18 protein-coding genes are annotated in these 24625 nt (G+C 53.1%); 9 read left to right on the plus strand and 9 right to left on the minus strand.

Annotated elements, in window-relative coordinates:
• The first annotated feature begins 16 nt into the window (after nt 1-16).
• Nucleotides 17-1435 (plus strand): glucuronate isomerase, encoded by a 1419-nt coding sequence (uxaC, locus tag AC3CB2_RS16095; RefSeq protein ID WP_352934290.1) that lies wholly within the window; start codon nt 17-19, stop codon nt 1433-1435.
• A gap of 80 nt (nt 1436-1515) precedes the next feature.
• Here uxaC and AC3CB2_RS16100 read toward each other — a convergent pair whose 3' ends face one another.
• A complete protein-coding gene (locus AC3CB2_RS16100) occupies nt 1516-3342 on the minus strand; it encodes an AMP-dependent synthetase/ligase (protein ID WP_352934292.1) in 1827 nt (608 codons plus the stop codon).
• 370 nt (nt 3343-3712) lie between these two features.
• Between AC3CB2_RS16100 and AC3CB2_RS16105 the strand changes: the two genes are divergently transcribed.
• From AC3CB2_RS16105 to AC3CB2_RS16135, 7 genes are all read left to right on the plus strand, one after another.
• Nucleotides 3713-4897: a GAK system CofD-like protein gene (locus AC3CB2_RS16105; RefSeq protein WP_352934294.1), complete on the plus strand. Its 1185-nt coding sequence runs from the start codon at nt 3713-3715 to the stop codon at nt 4895-4897.
• Between the two features lie 304 nt (nt 4898-5201).
• Nucleotides 5202-6602 carry a YfcC family protein gene (locus AC3CB2_RS16110; RefSeq protein WP_352934296.1) on the plus strand — a complete coding sequence of 467 codons (1401 nt, stop codon included), beginning with the start codon at nt 5202-5204 and terminating at the stop codon, nt 6600-6602.
• Between the two features lie 123 nt (nt 6603-6725).
• Nucleotides 6726-7952 carry an arginine deiminase gene (gene arcA, locus AC3CB2_RS16115; RefSeq protein WP_008552679.1) on the plus strand — a complete coding sequence of 409 codons (1227 nt, stop codon included), beginning with the start codon at nt 6726-6728 and terminating at the stop codon, nt 7950-7952.
• A 55-nt stretch (nt 7953-8007) separates the two neighbouring features.
• Nucleotides 8008-9012, plus strand: a complete 1005-nt coding sequence (argF, locus tag AC3CB2_RS16120) for an ornithine carbamoyltransferase (protein ID WP_352934298.1) — start codon at nt 8008-8010, stop codon at nt 9010-9012.
• Nucleotides 9012-9944 (plus strand): carbamate kinase, encoded by a 933-nt coding sequence (gene arcC / locus AC3CB2_RS16125; protein WP_352934301.1) that lies wholly within the window; start codon nt 9012-9014, stop codon nt 9942-9944. Before argF ends, arcC begins: the two co-directional genes overlap by 1 nt.
• 117 nt (nt 9945-10061) lie before the next feature.
• A complete protein-coding gene (gene nhaC / locus AC3CB2_RS16130; RefSeq protein WP_352934304.1) occupies nt 10062-11546 on the plus strand; it encodes a Na+/H+ antiporter NhaC in 1485 nt (494 codons plus the stop codon).
• A 22-nt stretch (nt 11547-11568) separates the two neighbouring features.
• Complete coding sequence (locus AC3CB2_RS16135) at nt 11569-12075, plus strand: GNAT family N-acetyltransferase (RefSeq protein WP_352934307.1); 507 nt, start codon at nt 11569-11571, stop codon at nt 12073-12075.
• Here AC3CB2_RS16135 and AC3CB2_RS16140 read toward each other — a convergent pair.
• Complete coding sequence (locus tag AC3CB2_RS16140) at nt 12072-12524, minus strand: Lrp/AsnC family transcriptional regulator (protein ID WP_008552722.1); 453 nt, start codon at nt 12522-12524, stop codon at nt 12072-12074. The two genes, AC3CB2_RS16135 and AC3CB2_RS16140, sit on opposite strands and share 4 nt — an antisense overlap.
• 144 nt (nt 12525-12668) lie before the next feature.
• Between AC3CB2_RS16140 and putA the strand changes: the two genes are divergently transcribed.
• Nucleotides 12669-16307 (plus strand): bifunctional proline dehydrogenase/L-glutamate gamma-semialdehyde dehydrogenase PutA, encoded by a 3639-nt coding sequence (putA, locus tag AC3CB2_RS16145; RefSeq protein ID WP_352934310.1) that lies wholly within the window; start codon nt 12669-12671, stop codon nt 16305-16307.
• 64 nt (nt 16308-16371) lie between these two features.
• Here the strand turns inward: putA and AC3CB2_RS16150 are convergent, their stop codons facing one another.
• The 7 genes from AC3CB2_RS16150 to AC3CB2_RS16180 all read right to left on the minus strand — a co-directional run bounded on the left by AC3CB2_RS16150 (nt 16372) and on the right by AC3CB2_RS16180 (nt 24431).
• The gene (locus tag AC3CB2_RS16150; protein ID WP_352934313.1) at nt 16372-18165 is read right to left on the minus strand and encodes an IlvD/Edd family dehydratase; all 1794 of its coding nucleotides are present in this window, start codon (nt 18163-18165) and stop codon (nt 16372-16374) included.
• Nucleotides 18162-20162, minus strand: coding sequence for a beta-galactosidase (locus AC3CB2_RS16155; RefSeq protein ID WP_352934316.1), 2001 nt, complete (start codon nt 20160-20162; stop codon nt 18162-18164). The genes AC3CB2_RS16150 and AC3CB2_RS16155 overlap by 4 nt, the downstream gene beginning before the upstream one ends.
• Before the next feature lie 4 nt (nt 20163-20166).
• The gene (locus AC3CB2_RS16160) at nt 20167-21039 is read right to left on the minus strand and encodes an SMP-30/gluconolactonase/LRE family protein (protein WP_352934318.1); all 873 of its coding nucleotides are present in this window, start codon (nt 21037-21039) and stop codon (nt 20167-20169) included.
• Nucleotides 21036-21674, minus strand: a complete 639-nt coding sequence (locus tag AC3CB2_RS16165) for a 2-dehydro-3-deoxy-6-phosphogalactonate aldolase (RefSeq protein WP_352934321.1) — start codon at nt 21672-21674, stop codon at nt 21036-21038. Before AC3CB2_RS16165 ends, AC3CB2_RS16160 begins: the two co-directional genes overlap by 4 nt.
• The gene (locus AC3CB2_RS16170; protein WP_352934323.1) at nt 21661-22638 is read right to left on the minus strand and encodes a 2-dehydro-3-deoxygalactonokinase; all 978 of its coding nucleotides are present in this window, start codon (nt 22636-22638) and stop codon (nt 21661-21663) included. The genes AC3CB2_RS16165 and AC3CB2_RS16170 overlap by 14 nt, the downstream gene beginning before the upstream one ends.
• A gap of 121 nt (nt 22639-22759) precedes the next feature.
• Complete coding sequence (locus AC3CB2_RS16175) at nt 22760-23608, minus strand: carbohydrate ABC transporter permease (RefSeq protein ID WP_008552799.1); 849 nt, start codon at nt 23606-23608, stop codon at nt 22760-22762.
• 1 nt (nt 23609) lies between these two features.
• Nucleotides 23610-24431, minus strand: coding sequence for a carbohydrate ABC transporter permease (locus tag AC3CB2_RS16180; RefSeq protein WP_352934326.1), 822 nt, complete (start codon nt 24429-24431; stop codon nt 23610-23612).
• Between the last annotated feature and the right edge of the window lie 194 nt (nt 24432-24625).

Genomic DNA, 24625 nt, shown 5'->3' on the forward strand with positions numbered 1-24625 from the left:
TTCAGGGCAGAAAACGATGCAGCCATTTCTTGGACCAGACTTCCTCCTCGAGACAGAAGCCGCACAACGACTTTATCACGATTACGCAGCAGAAATGCCGATCGTGGACTATCACAACCACCTGTGTCCGCAGACCATTGCTGAGGACCGCCGCTTTGATGATATTGGCCGCGTATGGCTGGAAGGCGATCATTACAAGTGGCGCGCGATGCGGTGGGCCGGTATCAGCGAGAGCCTGATCACTGGCAAAGACACCAGCTTCAAAGAAAAGTTCCTTGCCTACGCTTCCGTAATGCCGAAGTTCCTTGGGAACCCGCTGTACCATTGGACGCATCTGGAGATGTATCGGTATTTCGGGCTGGAAGGCGTGATCCTCTCTGACAAATCGGCTGAAACTGTTTGGGAGGTTTGCAACGCGAAACTGGCGACCAAACAGTTCTCAGCACGCGGTTTGCTGCAGATGCAGAACGTGAAGATGCTGGGCACCACTGACGATCCTTGTGATGATCTGCATTGGCACAAAATGATCGCTCAGGACCCAACCTCAACTATGGTTGTGCGCCCAACCTTCCGTCCAGACCCAGCCTTCAAGATCGATAAGCCGACATTTGGCGACTACATTATGAAGCTCAGCAGGCGCGTTGGTTTCCATATCGACAAGTATGAACGCCTTCTGGAAGCGTTGAGCATGCGGCTGGATCATTTTGGCCGCCACGGTTGTCGTGCCGCAGACCATGGCCTGGACTCAATGCTGTTCTGCTCAGTTCCACCAGTTGCAGAGTTAGATCGCATCTTTAAAGAAGGGCAAAGCGGCGCAACGCTGAGCGTTGATGATGTGACAGCCTTCCAGTCAGCGGTTCAGGTGTTCCTTGGCAAGGAATATGCGAAGCGCGGTTGGGTGATGCAGATGCACATTGGCGCAACACGAAACAACCGCAGTCGCATGTTTAAAGCACTGGGACCAGATGTGGGTTGTGACGGTATCGATGACCGCGAACTTGCAAACCCGTTGAACCAGTTCCTTGATACGCTGGATCGTGAAAAAGCCCTGCCACGCACTGTGCTTTATTCTCTTGATCCAACGAAGAACGAAGTCGTTGTGACAACTGCTGGAAACTTCCAGGATGGTTCTGTGGGCGGTAAGGTTCAGGCCGGAACAGGCTGGTGGCACAACGATCAGCTGGACGGCATGGAACGCCAAATGACACAACTTGCACAGATGGGATTGCTTTCTCAGTTCCTCGGCATGTTGACAGACAGCAGATCGTTCCTATCTTTCCCACGACACGAGTATTTCCGTCGCTTGCTTTGCAAGATCGTTGGAGAGTGGATGGATAAAGGCCATATTCCGGGTGATTTTGAGCTAGCGGGAGGCATGATCAGGGACATTTGCTACAACAATGCAGCAAACTGGTTCCTTGATGAAAGTAGGTAGGCTTTAGCCCCTGCTTTATCCCTTGGAAGCCCCTTGGACCATGCCTCTGGACCAAGGGGTTTCTGACATCAGAAGCTGCATTAAGCGTCGTGCTTATAGATGTTTTCCAGCGCATCAGCGTGGTTGTTCAGTACCTTAGCGCGACGGATCTTGAGGGTTGGTGTCAGCTCACCTGTCTGGATCGAGAAGCCGTCCGGCAAAATTTCAAACTTGCGGATACGTTCTACACGTGAGTGGCGTGCATTCACTTTGTTGATGCCTGCCTGAATGACACTGCGCAGCTGATCAGATTTCAGAACATCTTCCGGTTTGATGTTGTTTTCTGTCGCAAACCGCTGTGCCATCACGCCATCGATTGTAATCAGAGCGCTCAGGAAGGTCTGGTTGTTTCCTGCAACAACAGCATATTCCACCATCGGCAGTTCCATGAGATCTTGCTCCAGCAATGCCGGGGAGATGTTCTTGCCGCCTGAGGTGATGATGATCTCTTTTTTGCGACCCGTGATGAATAGGTAGCCGTCTTTATCGAGATAACCGATATCGCCACTGTAGAGCCAACCGTCACGCAGCGCCTCATCGGTGGATGCTGGGTCATGCGCATAGCCGGAGAAGTTTGTGCCTGCTTTACAGAGGATCTCACCATCTGCTGCTATCTTGATTGTGACGCCTTCCATCGGTTTGCCGACAGAGCCCAGACGGGTTGAACCAATGATATTGATGGTCGCGCCACCACAGTTTTCAGATTGGCCATAGACCTCACGGATCACGATGTCCAAACCGGTGAAGGCTTCCAAGACACGCTTAGAGACTGGTGCTCCCCCGCTCACGAACATGCGCATCTTGTCGAGGCCGATTTTGTGCTTAATCTTGTCGAGCACAAGGCGGTTGGCGACCTTCTTCTTGATGTTGAGCACCAAGCCAGCAGATTTGCCGTTGAGAGTCTGACCGTACCAATCCTTACTGGTTTGCAGCGACCATTGGATGAGCTTGCCCTTGAAGCCCTTTTCCTTGTTCAGCTGCTTCTCGACCTTCTCGTGGATCTTCTCAAAAATCCGAGGAACACCGAAGGTTACAGTCGGGCGGACTTCCGGCAGGTGTTCGCCAAGGCTGGTGACGGACTTGGCGTAAAAGACGGGATAGCCAGTGTCACAGGCCTGAATGATGGTGCCGCACTGTTCTGCAATGTGTGCCATTGGCAGATAGGAGATATAGCGGTCTGCCGGGGTTGGTTTGAAAGCCAGGTTCAGCGCATCAGATTCAGCTCGGATTGCACGGTGGCTGATCTGTACTGCTTTTGGAAGGCCTGTTGTACCTGAGGTGTAGATCTGAAGTGCGATGTCTTCTGCTGCAATATCGTTGAGACGCTGGTCCAGCTCTGCATCCAGTCCCGGGCTGTTTTCACCCAGAGACATGAAGCTTGCCCAGGTGTACTGGTCTGGGTTTTCTACGCGTCCATCCAGACGGATCACCTTGCGCAAATGGCGCATGTTCTCTGACTGCTCGCCGATGCCTTTCAGCTGGGCTTTGGTCTCAGCAAGCAGGATGCGGCCTTGAGAGTGACGCAGGATATAGTTGATTTCCGGTGCTGCTGCTGTCCAGTAGATGCCTGTAGGAACAGCCCCAATCATCATGGCAGCGACGTCCATGATCGTCCATTCAGGACGGTTATAGCTCAGAATACAAACAGCATCGCCGGGGTTTACGCCCAGCGCGAGAAGTGCCTTTGCAGCATTGCGCACTTGCTCGCCATATTCGGTCCAGCTCGTTGCATCCCATCCAGTTTCGCCACGCACGAAATATGCCGGTTTATCGGCAAGGCGTTCGACGGATTCCATAAATGCTTTTGGAATGGATTTAAACGCGTCTTGAGCTTGTGTTTGAGCAACGGGCTGGGCCTGCGAACTCATGCTATTCTCTCTATTTTTATTGTTTCCAGAGCTTTACATCCTCTGAATTTGCTGGTGTCAAATACAGATACTAAGAATACCCACCAAACCCACAAGAACTACAGGTATTTTCTCTTATTTTCTTCTCTCTGGTTCATGAGCAGCGAATATTCATTTTTGATTTGACAGAGATTTTACTGAATCACTGATATATCTAATGTGAGAAATACTTTAATGCTTCTTAGAGGCATTAAAGATTATTGAGTTCATGATAGATCGTTGGGGATGCTTCTGATTTAGTCAGGCTGAATCTACAATTTAGCCGTAAACCGATCTAATAGATCTCTTATGGTAAGAGGAATTGAATTCTCGCAGTCGGGCAAGTTCGTTTATGCAGCAGTTTAGTGTTACACGCGGTCTCACACTTCCAGATCCTGTTCGCATCAGTCGCTATAAGCGTCTGCCGGAGCTTGGTCCTGCACTGCTGTTCTTCAGCGGCGGTAGTGCGCTTAATCCCACTGCCCGTGCTCTCAAGCAATACACGCATAACTCGATCCACCTGATGACACCGTTTGACAGCGGTGGGAGTTCTGCTGTTCTTCGCCATGCGTTTGGTATGCCCGCGATTGGTGATCTGCGTTCGCGATTGATTGCGCTGGCGGACGAGAGTGTGCTTGGGCAATCTGAGATCTATCGCCTCTTCACTCATCGCTTTCCAAAGACTGCCTCACTTGACGAGTTGCATGGCGAGCTGGTTGACCTTTTGGAAGGGCATGATCAGCTGATTGCACGGGTGCCCAACCCTATGCGTCGCCTCATCCGGCACCAGCTGGCGTTCTTCCATGATGCAATGCCGTCTGATTTTGATCTGCGTGGGGCAAGCATTGGCAACCTGATCCTTGCTGGCGGATATCTGAACAACAACCAGAAGCTTGATCCAATCATCTTTCTGTTCTCCAAGCTGGTGAACACGCTTGGCACAGTGCTGGCGACAGTGGACGCGCGTTTGCACCTTGCTGTGGAGCTGGATTCTGGCGAGATCATCGTCGGACAGCACAATATGACTGGCAAGGAGACCGCTCCTATTGCCAGCAAGATCAAGCGGACTTATCTGACGCGTTCCTTAGCTGGCGGCGAACCGGTGGAGATTGAGGTGTCGCCGAAGAAGCAGCATCTCATTGAGACTGCCGACGTGATTTGCTATCCGCCGGGCAGCTTTCACAGCAGCCTGATTGCGAACCTTCTGCCTAAAGGCGTGGGCAAGTCCATTGCGCGTAGCCCTAACCCGAAGGTTTACGTTCCTAATCTTGGCAATGATCCTGAGCAGTTTGGGATGAGCCCAAATGAAACCGTGGATACGCTGCTAAAGCATCTACGTGCAGATGCAGGGGAAGACACACCGACAGATAAGCTGCTCAACTTTGTTGTCACGGATGAGAGGCATGCCGCCGAGTTTGATTGGGCGGAGCTGGAAGCTCAAGGAATTTCACTGATTGGGGCTGATCTGACGAGTACCCATTCGGTTCCTTATTACGATCCGGAAAAACTAGTTTGCATGCTACTGAGTTTTCTCTGAGTGCGTTTTACAAGGCTTAACCTACTGCAATACTGATTTTTATGGATGAGCTACGCAACACTCAGTGTTAGCGGATGGTTTGCAGTGTCTTGCGGAGCCCTATCAAGGGTTGATATTTAAATTTCTATTAGATCACGCCAAATAACCTTATACACTTTACTTTAAAACATCCCGACGTAGCGCAATATTTTGTTTGCGACACCCTTTAATCAAGAAACTGAACATCAGTTGACGCAAGTATCTAGATAGATATTAGGTAGCGGCAGCATGATTACATTCGACAAATAACTAAGCGGAAAAACAAATGTCGAAGTTCAAGTTTCCTACCGCGTTTACAATTCTATTTGCTCTCATCATTCTCGTTGCGATTGCAACTTGGTTCGTTCCCGCAGGCAAGTACGATCGTGTCATTAATCCGGTGCTTGATAAGGAAGTTCCGGTTCCCGGTACCTATCATCTGGTAGAAGCCAATCCGCAGGGTCCAGTTGAAGTTTTCATGGCTCCTATTGCCGGACTATATGACCCTGTTTCCTACACCGCAAATGCTATTGATGTGGCTGTCTTTGTTCTTGTGATCGGCGGCTTCCTGATGGTGGTCACACGCACAGGGGCAATCGATGCCGGCATTGCCAAGATTATGACGGGACTAAAGGGACGAGAGAACCTTATGATTCCCATATTGATGGCCTTCTTTGCCGCTGGAGGCACGATTTATGGGATGGCGGAGGAAAGCCTAGCATTCTATGCCCTCATCATTCCAGTGATGATCCGAGCGGGTTATGACTCGATGACCGGCGTTGCCGTGATCATGCTTGGGGCCGGGATTGGAACACTTGGCTCGACCATCAATCCATTCGCAACTGTGATTGCCTCCAACGCAGCGGGTGTGCCGTTTACCGACGGTATTGGTCTACGTTTCCTCATTCTGATCGTTGGCTGGCTGGTCTGTGTTGCCTGGGTGATGCGGTATGCTGCCAAGGTGAAAGCAGATCATTCAAATTCCCTCGTTGCCGAGATGAAGGAAGATAACGAAAAGCACTTCCTGCAAGGCGTTTCAACTGACGACATTCCCGACTTTACCGCAAAGCATGGTTGGATCATGGCAATCTTTGTCATCACCTTCGGTCTGTTGATCTATGGTGTTGCGGTGCTTGGTTGGTGGATGGGTGAGATGGCCGCCCTGTTCCTCGCTGCTTCGATCCTCGTGGGTATTGTCGCGCGGCAGGGTGAGCATGAGTTTGTCGACAACTTCCTTGATGGTGCACGTGATTTGCTTGGTGTTGCGCTGATCATCGGCGTGGCCCGCGGTATCGTGGTGGTGATGGATGCAGGGTCCATTACAGATACGATCCTTTACTGGTCTGAGCAGGCTGTCAGCGGCCTCAGCAAGGTTGCCTTCATCAACGTGATGTTCTGGCTGGAGCTGGTGCTCTCGTTCTTCGTACCGTCCTCTTCTGGTCTGGCTGTGCTTTCCATGCCCATCATGGCGCCCCTCGCAGGCTTCTCCAATGTAGGAGCTGAGTATGTGGTCACAGCCTTCCAGTCTGCCAGCGGTCTTCTGAATCTGTTCAACCCAACCTTTGCCGTTGTGATGGGTGGTCTGGCGATTGGCCGCGTGCCTTACGACAAGTGGCTCAGGTTCGCAATTCCACTCGTGATCATCCTGTTCATCCTGATTTCACTTGCTCTATCGCTCAGCGTTTAGATCAATCGAGCTGCCAGAGGTGAGCGTCCGCTAGTTCGCCTCTGTACCACAACAAACCTCTGAACCAAACAACGAGATAGCCATCTCGCAAAAACATAAGAATTCTGGAACGGAGTCTGCAACATGACTGAATTTGGTGTTCATTCGGAAGTTGGCAAACTGAAAGAAGTGATGGTTTGTCGTCCCGGGCTTGCGCATATGCGACTGACGCCCGGCAACTGTCAGGAACTGTTGTTTGATGATGTGATCTGGGTTCGCGAGGCCCAAAAACACCACTACGATTTCTGCCTTAGGATGGAAGAGCGCGGTGTGAATGTGTTGGAGATGCACAATCTCCTCAAAGAAACGCTTGAAGATCCTGAAGCTCGCAAATGGGTTCTGGAGCGTCGGATCACTCATAACCGCGTTGGTTATGGCATGGCCGAAGATTTAAGGGCCTGGCTGTATGAGCAGCACGAGAAGTTTCTTGCCGACCACCTGATTGGTGGCATTGCGCGTGGAGAATTAGGCTTCAAGCCAACCGGCGTGTTTGGCAGCTATCTGGATGTGAATGATTTCGTCATTCCACCTTTGCCCAACACGCTGTTCACTCGTGATACGACCTGCTGGATCTACAATGGCGTTACGTTGAACCCAATGTTCTGGCAAGCTCGTCAGAATGAAACTCTTCTGACTACTGCGATCTACAAGTTCCATCCTCACTTCAAAGGCAAAGTGAACTTCTGGTGGGGTGATCCCGATGAGAACTTCCATGAATCTACCGTAGAAGGCGGTGATGTCATGCCGATTGGCAATGGCGTGGTTTTGATCGGCATGGGGGAACGCACGACACCGCAGGCCGTAGGCCAGGTGGCCCGTGCTCTCTTCCGCAACCATGCGGCTACCCGCGTTATTGCCTGCCAGATGCCAAAGAGCCGAGCAGCAATGCATCTGGATACGGTATTCACTCTTCTGGACCGCGATAAAGCAACTGCTTTCTCGGGTGTTTGCGATGAGATCATCTGCTTCTCCATCCGCCCAGGCGATAAGCCAGAGAACGTTGATTACCGGCAGGATGAAGGCCACCTGTTCGATGTTGTCGCAAATGCACTTGGCATTCAGAAGCTGCATGTGGTGACAACAGGTGGCAACGCTTACGATCAGGAACGCGAGCAATGGGATGATGGCAACAACGTCGTCTGCATCGAGCCCGGCGTCGTGGTTGGTTATCGCCGCAACACCTACACAAACTCGAAGCTTCAAAGAGCCGGTGTGGAAGTGATTGCCATTGATGGTTCAGAGTTGGGTCGCGGGCGCGGTGGTGGCCACTGCATGACTTGTCCGACCATTCGAGAACCCGTGGACTTCTAGAGTTTTCAATCTCCGTTGAACAATAGAAACATCCAAGAGATGGAGCGTAAGGAAAATGGCTTTCAATCTGAAAGGTCGCAGTTACCTCAAGCTAAAGGACTTCAGCCAGCGCGAAGTGCTTTACATGCTGGATCTTGCCCGTGATCTCAAGCGAGCCAAATACTCCGGAACTGAACGGCAGACCCTCGTTGGCAAAAACATCTGCCTGATCTTTGAAAAAACCTCTACCCGAACCCGCTGCGCATTTGAAGTTGCTGCGCATGATCAGGGAGCGCATGTCACCTATCTTGATCCATCGGGTTCGCAGATCGGCCACAAGGAGTCCATGAAGGACACTGCCCGGGTGCTGGGTCGTATGTTTGATGCGATCGAGTTTCGCGGTTCTGGCCAGAAGGCTGTTGAGACACTGGCGGAATATGCTGGCGTACCTGTCTACAACGGTTTGACCGACGACTGGCACCCAACGCAAATGCTGGCAGATATGCTGACGATGACCGAGCATACCTCCAAGTCTCTGCATGAAATCTCATTTGCGTACATGGGCGATGCCCGCAACAACATGGGCAACTCTCTACTGATGCTTGGCGCTCTGTGTGGCTGTGATGTCCGTATTATCGCTCCGAAAGAGCTGTATCCTGAACCACATGTTGTGAAGGCTGCTGAAGCGAATGCTAAGCGGTATGGTGCACGCATTACCATCACAGATGATCCGAAAGCTGGTACTGAAGGTGTCGACTTCATCCATACCGATGTTTGGGTTTCCATGGGTGAGCCACCGGATGTCTGGGAAAGCCGGATCAAGTTGCTCCGTGATTATCAGGTCAACAAGGCTCTGATTGAAGGTACTGGTAACGCCAACACCTTCTTCATGCATTGTCTGCCAGCATTCCACAATCGCGAGACCAAGGTTGGTGAAGAGATCTTCCAGAAGTTCGGTATCTCGGAAATGGAAGTAACAGAAGACGTGTTCGAGTCCGATCGCAATCTGGCCTTTGAACAAGCGGAAAACCGGCTTCACACCATCAAAGCCATCATGGTTGCGACGATTGGAGGTCGATAATGCGTGTTGTCGTCGCTCTTGGCGGGAATGCGCTTCTCCGGCGTGGAGAAGCAATGACCGCCGAAAACCAACGTAAAAATGCGCGTATTGCCGCCGAAGCCCTGGCACCGCTTTATGATGATGGTCATGAAGTGGTGATCACACACGGCAATGGCCCACAGGTTGGCTTGCTGGCCCTGCAGGGTGCCGCTTACGAGCATGTAGAACCCTATCCACTTGATGTGTTGGGAGCAGAAACGGTTGGCATGATTGGCTACATGATTGAGCAGGAACTGGGAAACCTTCTGCCATTTGAAAAACCATTCGCCACTATTCTTACGCAGGTTGAAGTTGATCCAAACGACCCAGCCTTCAAAGACCCGACCAAACCGATTGGACCGCTTTACTCCAAGGAGGATGCTGAGAAGCTTGCCCAGGAGAAAGGCTGGTCTATTCGTGAAGACGGCGACAAGTGGCGTCGCGTCGTGCCAAGCCCGTTGCCGAAGCACATCTTCGAGATCCGCCCCATCAAATGGTTGCTGGATCATGACGTGCTTGTCATCGCTGCTGGCGGTGGCGGCATTCCGACCATGTACAACGAGGAGAAAAAGCTCGTTGGCGTGGAATGTGTGATCGATAAAGATCGCTGTTCCGGCTTGCTTGCCAAGGAGATTGACGCGGACGTCTACATTATGGCGACAGATGCTGATGCGGTTTATTTGGATTGGGGTACGCCCAGCCAGCGCGCGATCAAATCGGCTTCCCCTGATGCTTTGGATGCTTATGGCTTTGCAGCCGGATCCATGGGACCGAAGGTGGAAGCAGCGCAGACGTTTGCTCGCCAAACCGGCAAGAAAGCAGTGATCTGCACTCTTTCTGAAGTTCCACAAGCGATTGCTGGCAACAAAGGAACCTCAATCAGCGTGGATGCTGGTGACACCAAGTTTTACTAAGATCAGAGCCCCGGAGCGGCATAAGCTTCGGGGCTCGTTTGCCGTTGAACTTGTTTGATTGTCCTGGGGCGTAGTTGTGCCCGTGAGAAGAACAAGAACACAAAGGACGAACAGCTTATGGCCAACGCGCCAGCTCCATATTCCAGGAAAATGTCTCTCATCGGAGCGATCATTCCGGTTGCTTCGCTCATTGTTCTGTTGGCGTTGTCCTACTACCTGTTTGGAGACGAGGCCTCTTCCGGCCCAAACCAGATTGCCCTGCTGTTTTGTGCGTTAATCGCAACGTTTGTTGCGCTGTTTCATGGGTTCAGTTTTGATGAGCTGAAGGATGCCGTTGTTGAGAGTGTCAGCACCGGTCTTCATGCGATTTTTATTCTGTTCGCAGTGGGATCTCTGATTGGGACGTGGGCCATGTCCGGCACCATCATGGCGATGGTTTATTATGGATTGCAACTGCTTAGTCCAAACTACTTTTACTTCACCACAGTCATTATCTGTGCGCTCGTTTCTGTGAGCATTGGTAGCTCCTGGACGGTTGCAGGGACCATCGGTATCGGCCTGATGGGCATCTCAACGAAGATGGGCCTTGATCCTGCGATTACCGCTGGGGCCATCCTTTCTGGTGCTTATTTTGGTGATAAGTCCTCGCCTCTTTCTGATGCCACCAATCTCGCTACTGCTGCGGCAGGGTCCAACCTTTACATTCACATCAAGGAGAACCTCTGGACCTCGGTTCCCGCTTTGAGCATTGCGCTTGCGTTGTTCTGGTGGTTGGGGGAGCCCGGAGATTTTGTTGCCCAAGGCACATTATCCAGCATTGAGCAGCACTATGACATCACGCTGCTCAACTTCTTACCTCTGGTACTGGTGCTGGGACTGGCGATGATCCGGTATCCGCCGTTTACAACCATCTTCATCGGTGCTCTTGCCGGTGGCCTTTTTGCCGTGATCATGGACCCGGGCAAAGTGGTGAGTCTGGCCTCATCAGTGGACCTTCCTTATTGGCTGGTCATGATCAAAGGCGTCTGGATTGCCATGTCCAACGGGTATGTGAGTGTGACGGGTGATCCCTCGATTGATGCCTTGTTGAGCCGCGGTGGGATGGGCAACATGCTGACGACCATCTGGCTGATTATGACAGCTCTTGCCTTTGGTGGCGTGGTTGAAAAAGCTGGTATTCTGGACCGGATTATCGGGCCAATCCTGCATGCAGCAAAAACCACCGGAGCCTTGGTTTTGTCCTTGGTCACAACAGCCATAGCAACCAACATTCTGGCGGCGGATCAGTACATTGCGATCGTGATCCCAGGCCGGATGTATCGCAAATCCTTCCGGCAGCGACGCCTGCGTCCAGAGGTACTTTCCCGAGCTGTCGGAGACAGTGCGACGGTGACCTCTGCGCTCATTCCATGGAACAGCTGTGGAGCTTACATGGCTGCCACGCTCGGGGTACCGACACTGGCGTTTGCCGGGTTTGCCTTCTTCAACATTATCAGCCCGATCCTGACAATTGTGTTTGCCGTGATGGGGTGGCGCATGTTGACAATGACAGATCAGAAACCTGAGCGTATTGTGCTGCCTGATGAAGAGCAAAAAGACTGATTAAAGAGATTTACAGCGCACCATGGAAAATTACAGCTGGCATCCGATGGGGGAAGCTGATCTGCCCGAGATAGATCAGATCATGCAGCAGACCTATCCGCATCTGCCGGAGGATATCGACTGCATTCGGGAGCGCGTGCGCCTGTTTCCGCAGGGCTGTTACGCGCTGAGACGGGATGAGCAAGACGCCATACTAGGCTACATCATCTCACATCCGTGGGAGAACCGGAGTATTCCGCCACTCTCCAGTTTACTTGGATCCCTGCCCTTTTCAGCGGAAGTCTATTACATCCACGATATCGCGTTACTGCCTGCAGCCCAGGGTATAGGAGCTGCGCGAGCTGTTCTGGCACAGCTTAGTCAGGTGGCGCGCAGCCTTTACATCAACAAGTTCGCACTTGTGGCGTTGGATACGGCCAACGAGTTCTGGCGCGCGCGCGGTTTCAGAACAATCCACGAAGACGCACTTAAAGAAAAGCTGATAGCCTATGGGCCCGGCGCCAACTACATGCAGCGCGGTGTTGATTAGAACGGGCGGTCTTTGACCTGTTCCATGCAAACAAACGTTGAGGTCTGCGCGACGTAAGGCATTTCGGAGAGTTTCTCACCGAGAATACGACGGTAGCTTCCGATATCTCTTGTGCGGACTTTCAGGAGATAGTCGAACCCACTTGCAATCATGTGGCATTCTTCGATTTCCGGAATTTCACGCGCAGCCGCATTAAAGGCTTCCAGCGATCTTGAGCGGGTATCATTGAGCTTGACCTGCACAAATGCGATGTGCCCTGCCCCCAATTTGGTGTGATCCACCTCTGCTCGATACCCCAAAATGTATCCTGCATCCTCCAGTTTCTTCATGCGGATCTGGCAGGGGGTTTTGGATAGCCCTACCTTTTTCGCAAGGTCAGTAACGGTGATGCGCCCGCATTTCTGTAATTCTTCCAGGATTTTGCGGTCAAAATCGTCCAATTTCTCCATGATATGCCATTTTTATATTCATAACGACCATGGCGACTGAATATCAAAGTCAAATAGTCTTTACCATCAAAAAATACAGGAAACATCCCTATAGGTATTTTGCTAATGTCAGCCCAATAGGTATTTAATAGTAGGGAGCACGGCATGGGTTCAGAGACTGCGCCGGAGAACATCCGCAACAAAATCAGAGATAACTACCTTCCTGATGAAAATCAGGTGGTACATGAGCTCATTTCTTCACTGCAAATGGATGCGGAGGCTCGTAGCCGTGCATCTGACAAAGCAGCAGAACTGATCTCGGATTTGCGTGCGAATACATCTCCAACCATCATGGAGAGTTTTCTCGGCGAGTATGGCCTCTCAACCCAGGAAGGCATTGCACTGATGTGCCTTGCAGAAGCGCTGCTTCGCGTTCCTGACGCTCAGACCATCGATGCTCTGATTGCGGACAAGATCACTCCGAGTGCCTGGGGAGAGCACTTGGGTCAGTCTGCTTCCACTCTGATCAATGCATCCACCTGGGCGCTGCTGTTGACCGGTAAGGTTCTGGCTCCAGATGATCAGGGGCTCGTTGGCACTATTCGCGGTGTTGTGAAGCGTCTTGGTGAGCCTGTGGTTCGTACCGCTGTTGCGCAGGCGATGAAGGAGCTGGGCCGCCAGTTCGTTCTGGGCCGCACCATTCGTGAAGCCATGCGCAATGCGCGTGCTGAAGAAGGTCAGGGCTTCACCTACTCCTACGACATGCTTGGTGAAGCTGCGCGTACGGATGCTGATGCGAAGCGCTATCACCTGTCCTACTCCAAGGCGATTTCTGCGCTGGCAAGCAACTGCGTGCATTCCAGCATTCGCGACAATCCGGGCATCTCCGTCAAGCTCTCTGCTCTGCATCCTCGCTATGAGTTTGCAAAGCGTGAGCGCGTGATGAAGGAACTGGTTCCTCGCACGCTTTCTCTAATCATGCTGGCGAAGTCCTCCAATATGGGCTTCAACATTGATGCGGAAGAAGCTGACCGTCTGGATATCTCCCTCGATGTGATTGAAGCGCTTCTGGCAGATCCAGCAACTGAAGGCTGGGATGGTTTTGGTGTTGTGGTGCAGGCGTTTGGCCCACGCGCAATTCACGTCATCGAATGGCTCTACGCAGTTGCAGAGAAGTATGATCGTAAGATCATGGTTCGTCTGGTGAAGGGTGCTTACTGGGACAGCGAGATCAAACGCGCTCAGACCCTTGGTATTGACGGCTACCCGGTCTTCACCCGTAAGGTTTCTACCGACATCTCCTACACCGCTTGTGCTGAGAAACTGCTGGGCATGACTGACCGGATCTATCCGCAGTTTGCGACCCACAACGCACACAGTGTTGCGACTATTCTGGAACTGGCGAAGAACCTGCCGCTGAGCTCCTACGAGTTCCAGCGTTTGCATGGCATGGGCGAAGCGCTGCATGAGCGCACCATGAAGAAGCACGGTTCCAACTGCCGCATTTATGCTCCGGTTGGTGCGCACAAAGACCTGCTGGCTTATCTGGTGCGTCGTCTGCTGGAGAATGGTGCGAATAGCTCCTTCGTTCACCAGATCCGCGATGAAAACGTGACACCACAGGCGATTGCGCAGGATCCACTGGCGCATATCGAGAAGTTTGGCGAAGACGTTGCTAACTCCAAAATTCCTCTGCCGCCAGCGCTGTTTGGTGCTGGACGTAAGAACGCGAAGGGCTGGGATCTGAGTGATCCACGTCAGGAAGCTGAGTATGTTGAAAGCCTGAAGTCGTTCTCCGCCACCAAGTGGGAAGGTCATCCGGTTATTGCCGCTTCTGTGAAGAATGCAGAGGCTGTGCAGGTCAAGAACCCGTCTGACCTACGCGACATCGTTGGTAGTGTGGCAACTGCTACGCCTGAACAGATTGAAGCGGCTCTGACAACGGCACATCATGGCTGCGCCGAATGGTCAGACAAAAGTGCGGATGATCGTGCGGCTATTCTGCGCAAAGCAGCAGATCTGTTCGAAGAGAACGCCTCTGAGATTTTCGCTCTGCTGACCCGTGAAGCTGGCAAAACCTACATGGATGCCATCAACGAACTGCGCGAAGCCGTTGACTTTGCTCGCTATTACGCGAATGAAGCAATCCGTTTGGATGAGCGTGATGGTAAAGGACAGCAGCGCGGTCCGATCACCTGTATCTCGCCGTGGAACTTCCCGCTGGCGATCTTCTCTGGCCAGATCTTTGCGGCTCTTGCAGCTGGCAACCCGGTTCTGGCAAAGCCAGCGCCACAGACACCGCTGATCGCGACCTTTGCTGTTGGCCTGATGCATAAAGCGGGTATTCCTGTTGAGGCTCTTCAGCTTCTGCCAGGTGCGGGAGAAGTGGGTGCAGCACTGACCTCTGACAGTCGTGTGGCTGGTGTTTGCTTTACCGGTTCCACCGGCACAGCGCAGCACATCAACCGTGCGATGGCGAAAGCGCTTGCTCCGTCTGCGCCACTGATTGCTGAGACTGGTGGTTTGAACGCGATGATCGTGGACTCTACTGCTCTGCCAGAGCAGGCGGTTCGTGATGTGATTGCTTCCAGTTTCCAGAGTGCTGGTCAGCGTTGTTCTGCTCTGCGTATGCTCTACGTGCAGGAAGACATCTTTGATGATTTCAAAGAGATGCTGTTCGGTGCGATGGCTGAGCTGGAAGTTGGCAACCCAATTGCACTGTCGACTGACGTTGGTCCTGTGATCGATGCAGCCGCTCAGAAGAAGATTGCTGATCACTGCAAGAAATGGGCTGAAAAAGGTCGTGTTCTCAAAGAGTTGAAGGTTCCAACAAAGGGTCACTTCGTTGCGCCTACTCTGATCAAACTGGAAGGCATTGAGGAGCTGGATGAAGAAATCTTCGGTCCTGTTCTGCATATCGCGACCTTCAAGGCGGAAGAGATCGATCAGACCATTGATGCGATCAACTCCAAGGGCTTTGGCCTTACCTTTGGTCTGCACACCCGCGTTGACAGCCGTGTTCAGCACATCGTTGAGCGTGTGAAGGTGGGCAATCTTTATGTGAACCGAAACCAGATCGGCGCAATCGTTGGATCTCAGCCGTTTGGTGGTGAAGGTCTTTCTGGTACTGGCCCGAAAGCGGGTGGTCCTCACTATGTGGCGCGCTTCCGTCTTGCTGACACCTCTGCAGCGGCCAGCGTGGACCTGAACAAGACTGTTACTGCCGAGGATATCTTCAAGGCGAGAGGGGCATTACGCACCAGCACCTGGGAAGGCAACTTTGGTCGTTACACCGAGCTGGCAACCTTGTTTGAGAAGGAAACAGGCCTGCTGAACCGGATTGCAGCCGATCATGCGCACGACATGCCTGGGCCGACCGGTGAATCCAACCGTCTTTACTCTGCTCCACGTGGCACCGTGCTATGTCTTGGTCCAGACACTGAAAGCCTGAAGCATCAGGTGGTTCTGGCGCTGGCAGCTGGCAATGGGGTGATTGCTGTTGGACAAGGTGCAGAAAAACTGGCTGTGAAGCTGCGTTCACTTTCTGCTCCAATCGTCGCGCTGGAAGGCAATTTGGCTGTGGGCGCTCTGAAGGAGCTTCAGGGTGTTGATGCCATTGCAGCGAACCACTCTGACCAAGAGCTGAAAGAGATGAAGGCTGAGCTGGCTGAACGTGAGGGTGCCTTGATGCAGCTGATCATGGAACGCAACCAGCCTGAGCGCTATCAGCTGGAGCGTCATCTGTGTATCGACACAACAGCATCTGGTGGTAACGCGAGCCTTTTGGCTGCGACCGAAGACTAAGTGATTACAAAGACAATAAAAAAGCCGCCCCAATTCGAGGCGGCTTTTTTGTTTTATGTTCTCATCAGTGACTGTGGCGTGGCAGTCCTTTTTGCGCGATGCGCTGGTATTTGACTGCTGGCTTCAACACCATGCCTTCATCAAACTGATCCACGATCCCACGCTGAATTTCCTGCCAAGGTGTCTGGTGCTCAGGGAACTCATAGCCACCGCTTTCAGCAAGCTCCTGCTTGCGCTTGGCCAGCTCTTCCTCAGAGATCAGTACGTTCGCTTCACCCTTCTTCAAATCCAGCCTAACGATGTCACCGTTACGCAGCAGAGCAAGTCCGCCCATGACGGCTGCTTCCGGGGATGCATTGAGGATAGATGGTGAGCCGGAGGTACCAGACTGACGGCCATCCCCGATACATGGCAGTGCATCAATACCCTGCTTCAGAAGCTCATCTGGCGGCTGCATGTTCACCACTTCAGCACCGCCCGGGTAGCCGACTGGGCCGGTTCCGCGGATTACGAGGATGGTGTTGGCGTCAATGCCAAGAGCTTCATTGTTGATGTTGTGGTGATAATCCTCAGGACCATCAAACACCACGACCTTACCTTCAAACGCTTCTGGATCATCCGGGTTAGACAAGTAACGCGCTCTAAAATCCGCTGAAATCACGGAGGTTTTCATGATCGCGGACCTGAAGAGGTTGCCCGTGAGGTTGAGGAAGCCTGCGTCCTTCATCATCGGTTTGTCATAGGGATAGATCACGTCGCAGTCTTTGACGGAACTGTCTCCATAAATCTCACCGGTGGTTTTGCCCGAAACCGTGATCGCATCCTTGTGGATGTGGTCATGTTTCATAAGCTCTGAGAAGATGCCCGGGATACCTCCTGCGCGGTGGAACTCTTCTGACAGATAGGCGCCTGCTGGCTGAACATTGGCGAGCAGTGGGATTTTGTGGCCGTGGTTCTGCCAATCATCATTGTGCAGCTCAACGCCGATATGGCGGGCGATTGCGTTGATATGTATTGGGGCGTTGGTTGAGCCACCAATAGCTGAGTTCACGGCAATTGCGTTCTCGAAGGCTTTGCGGGTGAGAACATCTGAAGGCTTCTGATCTTCATGCACCATCTGCACAATACGCTTGCCTGTCTCATAGGAGATCTGGCCACGCTCACGGTATGGTGCGGGGATAGAGGCACAACCCGGCAGGCTCATACCCAGAGCTTCGGCCAGCGAGTTCATGGTTGAGGCTGTGCCCATGGTGTTGCAGTAACCAACAGACGGAGCGGAGTCCGCGGCCATGTTCATGAACTCCTTGTAGTCGATCTCTCCGGTCGCCAACATCTTACGGGCTTTCCAGATAACCGTGCCAGAGCCCACACGTTCGCCGTTGTGGTAGCCGTTGAGCATTGGCCCAACTGTCAGGCAGATCGCAGGGATGTTCACTGTAGCTGCCGCCATGAGCAATGCTGGCGTGGTCTTATCACAGCCGATGGTCAGAACGACACCATCGAGCGGATAACCGTAGAGAGTTTCTACCAAACCGAGATAGGCAAGGTTGCGGTCGAGAGCTGCGGTTGGGCGTTTGCCAGTCTCCTGAATAGGATGAACCGGGAACTCAAAGCAGATGCCGCCCATTTCGCGAATGCCTTCGCGTACGCGCTCTGCCAACACCAGGTGGTGGCGGTTGCACGGGGATAGATCTGACCCCGTCTGGGCAATACCGATGATCGGGCGGCCTGACTGAAGCTCTTCACGCGTTATGCCATAGTTCAGATAGCGTTCCAGATAAAGTGCAGTCATATCCGGGTTGTCTGGCGAGTCAAACCACTCTTGTGAGCGGAGTTTTGTTTTTGGAGCTTCAGTCATAGCTCTTCAGTTCCTTCCCGAACCAGAGCCACCCCGGCGGGAGGCAGCTCCAATCCATCCAATTCCGCTGCATCGGCAAGACGCAGCGCTTTCAAATTCATCTTATTTTTCGAGTAGTTATAATAGAAAGTGCCAATGGACGTTTTGCTTCTTCTCAATCCGTTTGGCAATTCCACCTTATCTATTTTTGCAGCTTTGAAGACCTCATCCAGAATGGCGCTCATGAGTGCCGGGTCTGCCCAGGCGGAAACGTAGTAGATGTTGTTTTCGCCCATAAAGACCGGATGGTCGTTGGTATCTTCGAACAGGATCGGAAGGCCGGTGGTGACCTCTTCTTGCCAGACGTAGGCTTTGCCGCGTTCCTGATCGGCGAGGTCTGAAACGGTGGTCGCGAACTCTTTCGGGCTTGTACCAACACGTAAAACCTCAATGGCTTCAAATGGTTTCGGTAGGTTCAAGGTCTTCTGAGAGATCTGATAGTTCTTGTCTTTTTGCGCGAGGCGTGGGCCGCCGAGGACGACCCCGCCGAATTCAACATAGGCGGCGAGGTTTTCGGAGAGTTCCTCACTCATGGCATACAGGGCGGGGACAATCACCAGCTTGTAGGGGGATAAGTCCTGTGAGGCTGGTCTGATGATCTCGACATCAACGCCCTTCTGCCTGAGCGCGCGATAGTAGGCGAGAACGAGCCGGAAGTAGCTAAAGTCTTGACCTTGCTGCTGAGTTTCGTGTGCCCAGTGGCTTTCGTAGTCTACGACAAGAGCAACGGGAGCTTCAGAAGGCGTGAATGCGCCAAGCTCCTCAATTTCACGGGCAACCTGCGCGGCTTCTACATACGCCTGTGCTGGTTTGTTATCGGTCTGCTTGAGCCCTGCATGCATTTGCTCTTGTGCGAACGGAGCTTGACGCCAGCGGAAATAGCTTGTGGTTTCAGCACCATGTGCGAAAGCTTCCCAGCTCCACAGGCGCACCATGCCTTTCAGCGGGATCGGATTATACGGTGCCCAATTCACGGGGCCGGGTTGTAGCTCCATGATCCAGAGGCGGCCGTGGCCTGCTTGTCGGTAGAGGTCGTGATGGAAGGCCTGATAGTCTGGATCGCCTTGCTGGAAATAGTCTTCCCAGTAGCCTTCCGGTGTGCCCAACGGATTTTCCATCTGATATTGGCTATGGAAACCAATGGGATAGCAATCCCAACTGGAGATATCGAGCTGGTCTCCAACCTTGTAGTGGTCGAAGGAGAACGTGTTGCCCATGAAGTTATGGATGATCGGGCGGCCCGGCGAGAGTTTACGCAGGATATCGACCTGCTCTCCGTTGAACTCAGCGACTTGATCCGATGAAAAGCGTTTGAAATCAAGCCAGTGAGATGGGTTACTCTCTGTAACGGTCAGGTTCGGCAGATCGACCTGCTCGAAGCTGTTGTATTCCATAGACCAGAACACATTGCCCCAGGCCTCATTCAAGGCTTTGATATTGCCGTACTTTTGCGCCAGCCAGAGTTGGAAAGCCTTGTGAGCAGAGGCAGACCATGAGCGGACTGTCTCATGGCAACCGTACTCGTTGTCGGTTTGCCAGGCGGCGATGGCGGGGTGATTACCGTATCGCTCGGCGAGGATTTCTGTGATCCGGCGGGATTCCCAGCGGTAGCCTTCGTGGGAGAAGCAGTAGTGGCGGCGGCTGCCGAACTTTCGGGGGTGGCCGTTTTCGTCAACGGCGAGCATATCCGGGTGCTTATCCACCATCCAGCGTGGCGGGGTGGCGGTTGGGGTGCACATGACGATCTTGAGGCCCTCACTTGCGAGAGTCTCAATGGCACTGTCCAACCAATCCCATGAGAAGTGGCCAGGTTCCGGCTCAATGCGGGACCATGCAAATTCAGCGATACGCACATAGGTAATGCCCAGCGCGGCCATTTCTTTGGCATCTTGCTGCCATAAGTCCTCTGACCAGTGTTCTGGGTAGTAACAGATACCTAAGTGTTTCTTATCGCTCATGAGATCACATTTGTAGTTCTGGGTCTGGCAGACCTGGAGTATCAATAGAGACCGCAAAAACCGAACCAGCAAGCGGCTCTTTCGCCAGCTGTTCCTCGCTCAGGTTTTCGCGAGCCGTGGTAATAAACAGCGTTTTGTAGTCAGCCCCACCAAACGCAGGACAAGAAGCCTGACTTGCGTCAATCTCAACTATGCGATCCACCATTCCGTCAGGTTTGTAGCGGACGACTCTGTATCCGCCCCATTGAGCGTTCCAGAGATATCCCTCAGCATCAACCACGGAACCGTCGGGGCCAAATCCTGTCCCGGAGATATCGGCAAATACCTCCGCGGGCCCTTCTGGCAGGCCACTTTGCGCATTTAGTGACCATTTGATGATCTGAGATGTCACCGTGTCTGAAAAGTACGCAGTGCTCCCATCTGGTGAAAAACAAAGGGAATTCGGGATTGTAATGTCACCGGCGACCTTCGCTAATTCCCCTTTGAAAAAGCGATAAAGACTGCCTGCGCCTTTTTCTGCTTTTCGGCCCATGGAGGAAATCCAGAAACCGCCGGTGCGGTCGGTGCGGGCGTCGTTGGAGCGAGTGACGGGGTTTTGGTCCTCGACAGGGAGGATAAGGTTGCGGGTGTGAGTGCCCGGAGACCAGCGATACAGACCTGTTGCAGAGGATAACATGAAGTCATCGCTATCCGGGATCTGTGCAAAGGCGGAGACCGGCTCGTCGAACTTCCATGTTTCGAGGTCGCCGGTTATGCCCTTCTTCAGCACCAAATGATTGTTGATGTCCACCCAGAACAGAGCATCGTGGCGGGCACTCCAAAGAGGGCCCTCCCCTAAGCTGCATTCTGTTTTGGCAAAAACATAGGGCTCACTCATGCACTCTCTCCGAGTTTGAGCGCATCATAGGCCGCAACCATTTCTTTCGCATTTTCAGCAACCTGCGCGGCAGTAAAGCCCGGCTTGTACAGGTTGCTTGCCATGCCGAAGCCCTGACAGCCTGCATCCACATACTGGGCGAACTCAGCAGGACCGACACCGCCAACCGCATAGACCAGCGTCTCTTTCGGCAACACGGCCCGTACAGCCTGAATACCCTTTACGCCCACCTGAAACGCCGGGAATATCTTGAGCGCATCAGCGCCAGCCTTTAGCGCTGCAAAGCATTCGGTTGGGGTGAGAACACCCGGGTAGGATGCCATGCCTTCTGCTTTGGTGGTGCGGATAACGTCTTCATCATAGTTGGGAGAGACGATGAAGGTTCCGCCTGCTGCGCGGACCTGTTTGACCTGCTCTGCGGTGAGAACTGTCCCCGCGCCGATGGCGGATAACTTGCCGAACTTGTCCTGCGCCATGGTGATAGATTTAAGGGCGTCCGGTGAGTTGAGCGGCACCTCGATCTGTGAAAAGCCAGCTTCTATAAGCACTTCCACAATATCCAGAATCTCATGTGGCTGCACTCCGCGGAGGATAGCCATGAGGTTGCGCTCTGGTGTTTGTTTAGCTGTTGTCATTGAGTGCCCCTTGTCTGACGGCGGAAAGTCCTTTGAGCGCGGCTTTGTCTGCATCGTGGAGGATTGGCGTGATACCGAGATGTTGCAGGGCCAGCGCGTAATTTTGAGCGAGTTTGCTGCCACCAACAAGGTGGACTTGCTTGGGTGGATTGTCCCCGCACTTGGCGAGCATGTCGAGAAGCTCTGTACCGATAACAAGTGCGGAGAGTTTGGAAGCGCCAGCTTGCAGGCTGGTGTCGTTGAGCAGCTGTCCGGCGCGCAGGCCAAACAGGTTGCCGAGCAATGTAGCTTCCTGATTTTTCAGCTGATCCAGCGTGGCGAGGAAGACGTCTTTGTCCAACTCTGCCTCAGTTTCCAGCGAGTGGCGCAGAATGGATTGCTTGGCGATGAGGGCGAATAACTCGCCGCTTAAGAAGGTAGAGGTCCGGGCAACTGTCCCCTCTTCCATCTCCACCCATTTGCTGTGGGTGCCGGGCAGGCAGAAGACACCGGATTTGTCGGATAACTCGTCCAGAATGCCGAGCAGCAGTGTTTCTTCACCGCGCATAACATCTGGCTGCTGTTCTGATTGTTGGCAGAGGCCGGGCACTATGAACGGCAGGATGCGGGCATTACCTGATTTGGGCGAAACCAGATGCTGGTGCAGTTCTGTCAGTTTGGTTGGCACAGGCACATATTCCGCCTCCCGCCAGCCCTGACGGCTGCCAGCCATGCCGCAAATGAACACTTGCGTTGGTTTTGCGTTGCTATGTAGCCAGTCCCCGATCAGGTCCAGCAAAACTCCTTCAAATTCAGAAGGTTGCAGCGTTCCAGCGCCTTGCGTTGATTTTGCGCTGTTTTGCGTTACTCCGTTTTCGTCAATCAGCCATGCCCGAAGACTGGAGGTCCCCCAATCCACGGCGACCCAGCTGCCTGCAGTTGTGATCTGACGGAGGTCGTTATTTGGCGATGCCACTTGGTTCACTTATGCCCCCTGTTCCCTTTTATGTTTATTATTAGCTTCAGGCACTTTTTCTGGCGCCTTTGGCATTGATGGATGTTTTGGAAGCAGGGTTGCTTGGGGCAAACCTGCTTCCGGTATTTGGTTAGCCCTTGGTCGCCCCCAGCGTTAGCCCTGCAATGAAGTGCTTTTGCATGAGGAAGAACATGATGACCGGAGGCATGGCTGCAACGACGGACCCGGCGGAGACCAGATGCCATTGCGCGACCCATTGGCCATTGAGCGAGATGATGCCACCGGTGACGGGCATGGCGTGCGTGCCCTGCACCAGAACGGTGGCCCAGAAGAAGTCGTTCCAGATGAACGTGAAGATGAGCACAGACAGCGCCGCGATGGCTGGGCGCATGAGCGGTAGCACCACGTACCAGAAGATCCGCAGTTCTGAGACGCCTTCAACACGAGCTGCTTCAATCAGCTCACTTGGCAGGGCCTTGATGAAGTTGCGCATGAACAGCGTGCAGAAGCCTGTCTGGAAGGCCACATGGAAGAGCACCAGACCTGTCACCGTATCGTAGAGGCCCATCTTCAGTGTGAGATCACGAACCGGGACCATGAGGATCTGGAAGGGCACGAAGTTGCCGGCCACGAACATGAAGAACAGCCAGAGATTGGCTTTGAACTTGTAGGTCGCCAGCGCATAGCCAGTCAGGCACGACAGAGCGATGGCGCCGATCACCGTTGGAATGGTGACCTTGAACGAGTTCAGGATGAACAGGCCCATGGGCGTGTTCTGGAAAACGGTCAGATAGTTGCCGAGCTCAAACGAGGACGGCACGCCGAAGTAGTTGCCCATGGCCAAATCTGAGCCGGGGCGAATAGAGGTGACCATGACGCCGATCAGTGGCAGGAGCCAGACCAGTAGTGAGACTGGCAAAGCCACCTTGTAGGCAACACGGGTTGGTGCGGATGCATTTGCGACGGGAGTTGGAAACATCTTAGTAGCCCTCCCTTTCGTCTTTCAGCATACGCACGATGAAGAGCGTGATGAACACCATCATGATTGCAAAGAGCACAACAGCGATGGAGGCGCCGTAGCCCATGCGGAAGCCATACTCGGACAGCGCTTGCTCATACATGTAATAGGAGAGCACACGGCTTGAACCGTAGGGGCCACCGCTGGTCATGATGGAGACCAGATCAAACGAACGGAGCGCGCCGATGATGGTCACGACGACGGCGATGAAGGTGGCCGGACGCAGCTGCGGGATGATGACGTACCACAGCATTTTCCAGCCTTTGGCACCATCCAGCCGAGCCGCTTCAATCTGATCCGGCGAGACATTGTTGAGGCCGGTGAGATACAGGATCATGCAGTACGCGATCTGCGGCCACAGGCCAGCGGCGATGATGCCATAGGTGACGAAGCGCTCATCGGCCAGGACAGCGATGCCCTCAAAGCCGAAAAACTCCAGCAGCTTGGTGAACAGGCCGAAGTTGGGGGCATAGAACCATGAAAAGATGAGGCCGACTACGATCTGGCTGATCACAAACGGGAAGAAGAACAAGGACTTGTAGATGCGAATGCCGGTGACTGTCTGATTGAGGAAAATCGCAATCATCAGCCCAGCGGGCACTGCCAGCATGTAAAGCACAAGCCATAAAACGTTGTTGTAAAGGGACGTGTAGAACGCCTCATCATCCCACAGCTCGATATAGTTTTCGATGCCGATGAAGGTTTTGGCGCCGATGCCATCCCAATCATAAAAACTGATGGCTATGGACTGGCCGATGGGCGCAATCACATAGACCAAAAACATCAGAACCCCGGGCACAAGAAAGAGCCAGGGTGCAAGCTTGCGCTGATTGGCAATCCACTTTGAAGATCTGGTTCTGGCACGCCCGCCCGATGAAATAGGTGGTCTGTTTCCCGGTGAGGCAGGTGCCAAGGCCTGCTCGCTCATTGATGTCCCCCTGCAGAAGGTTTTGTACTTCTGCTCTATCCATTCCTAGA

The organism is Pseudovibrio sp. SCP20, assembly GCF_057774105.1.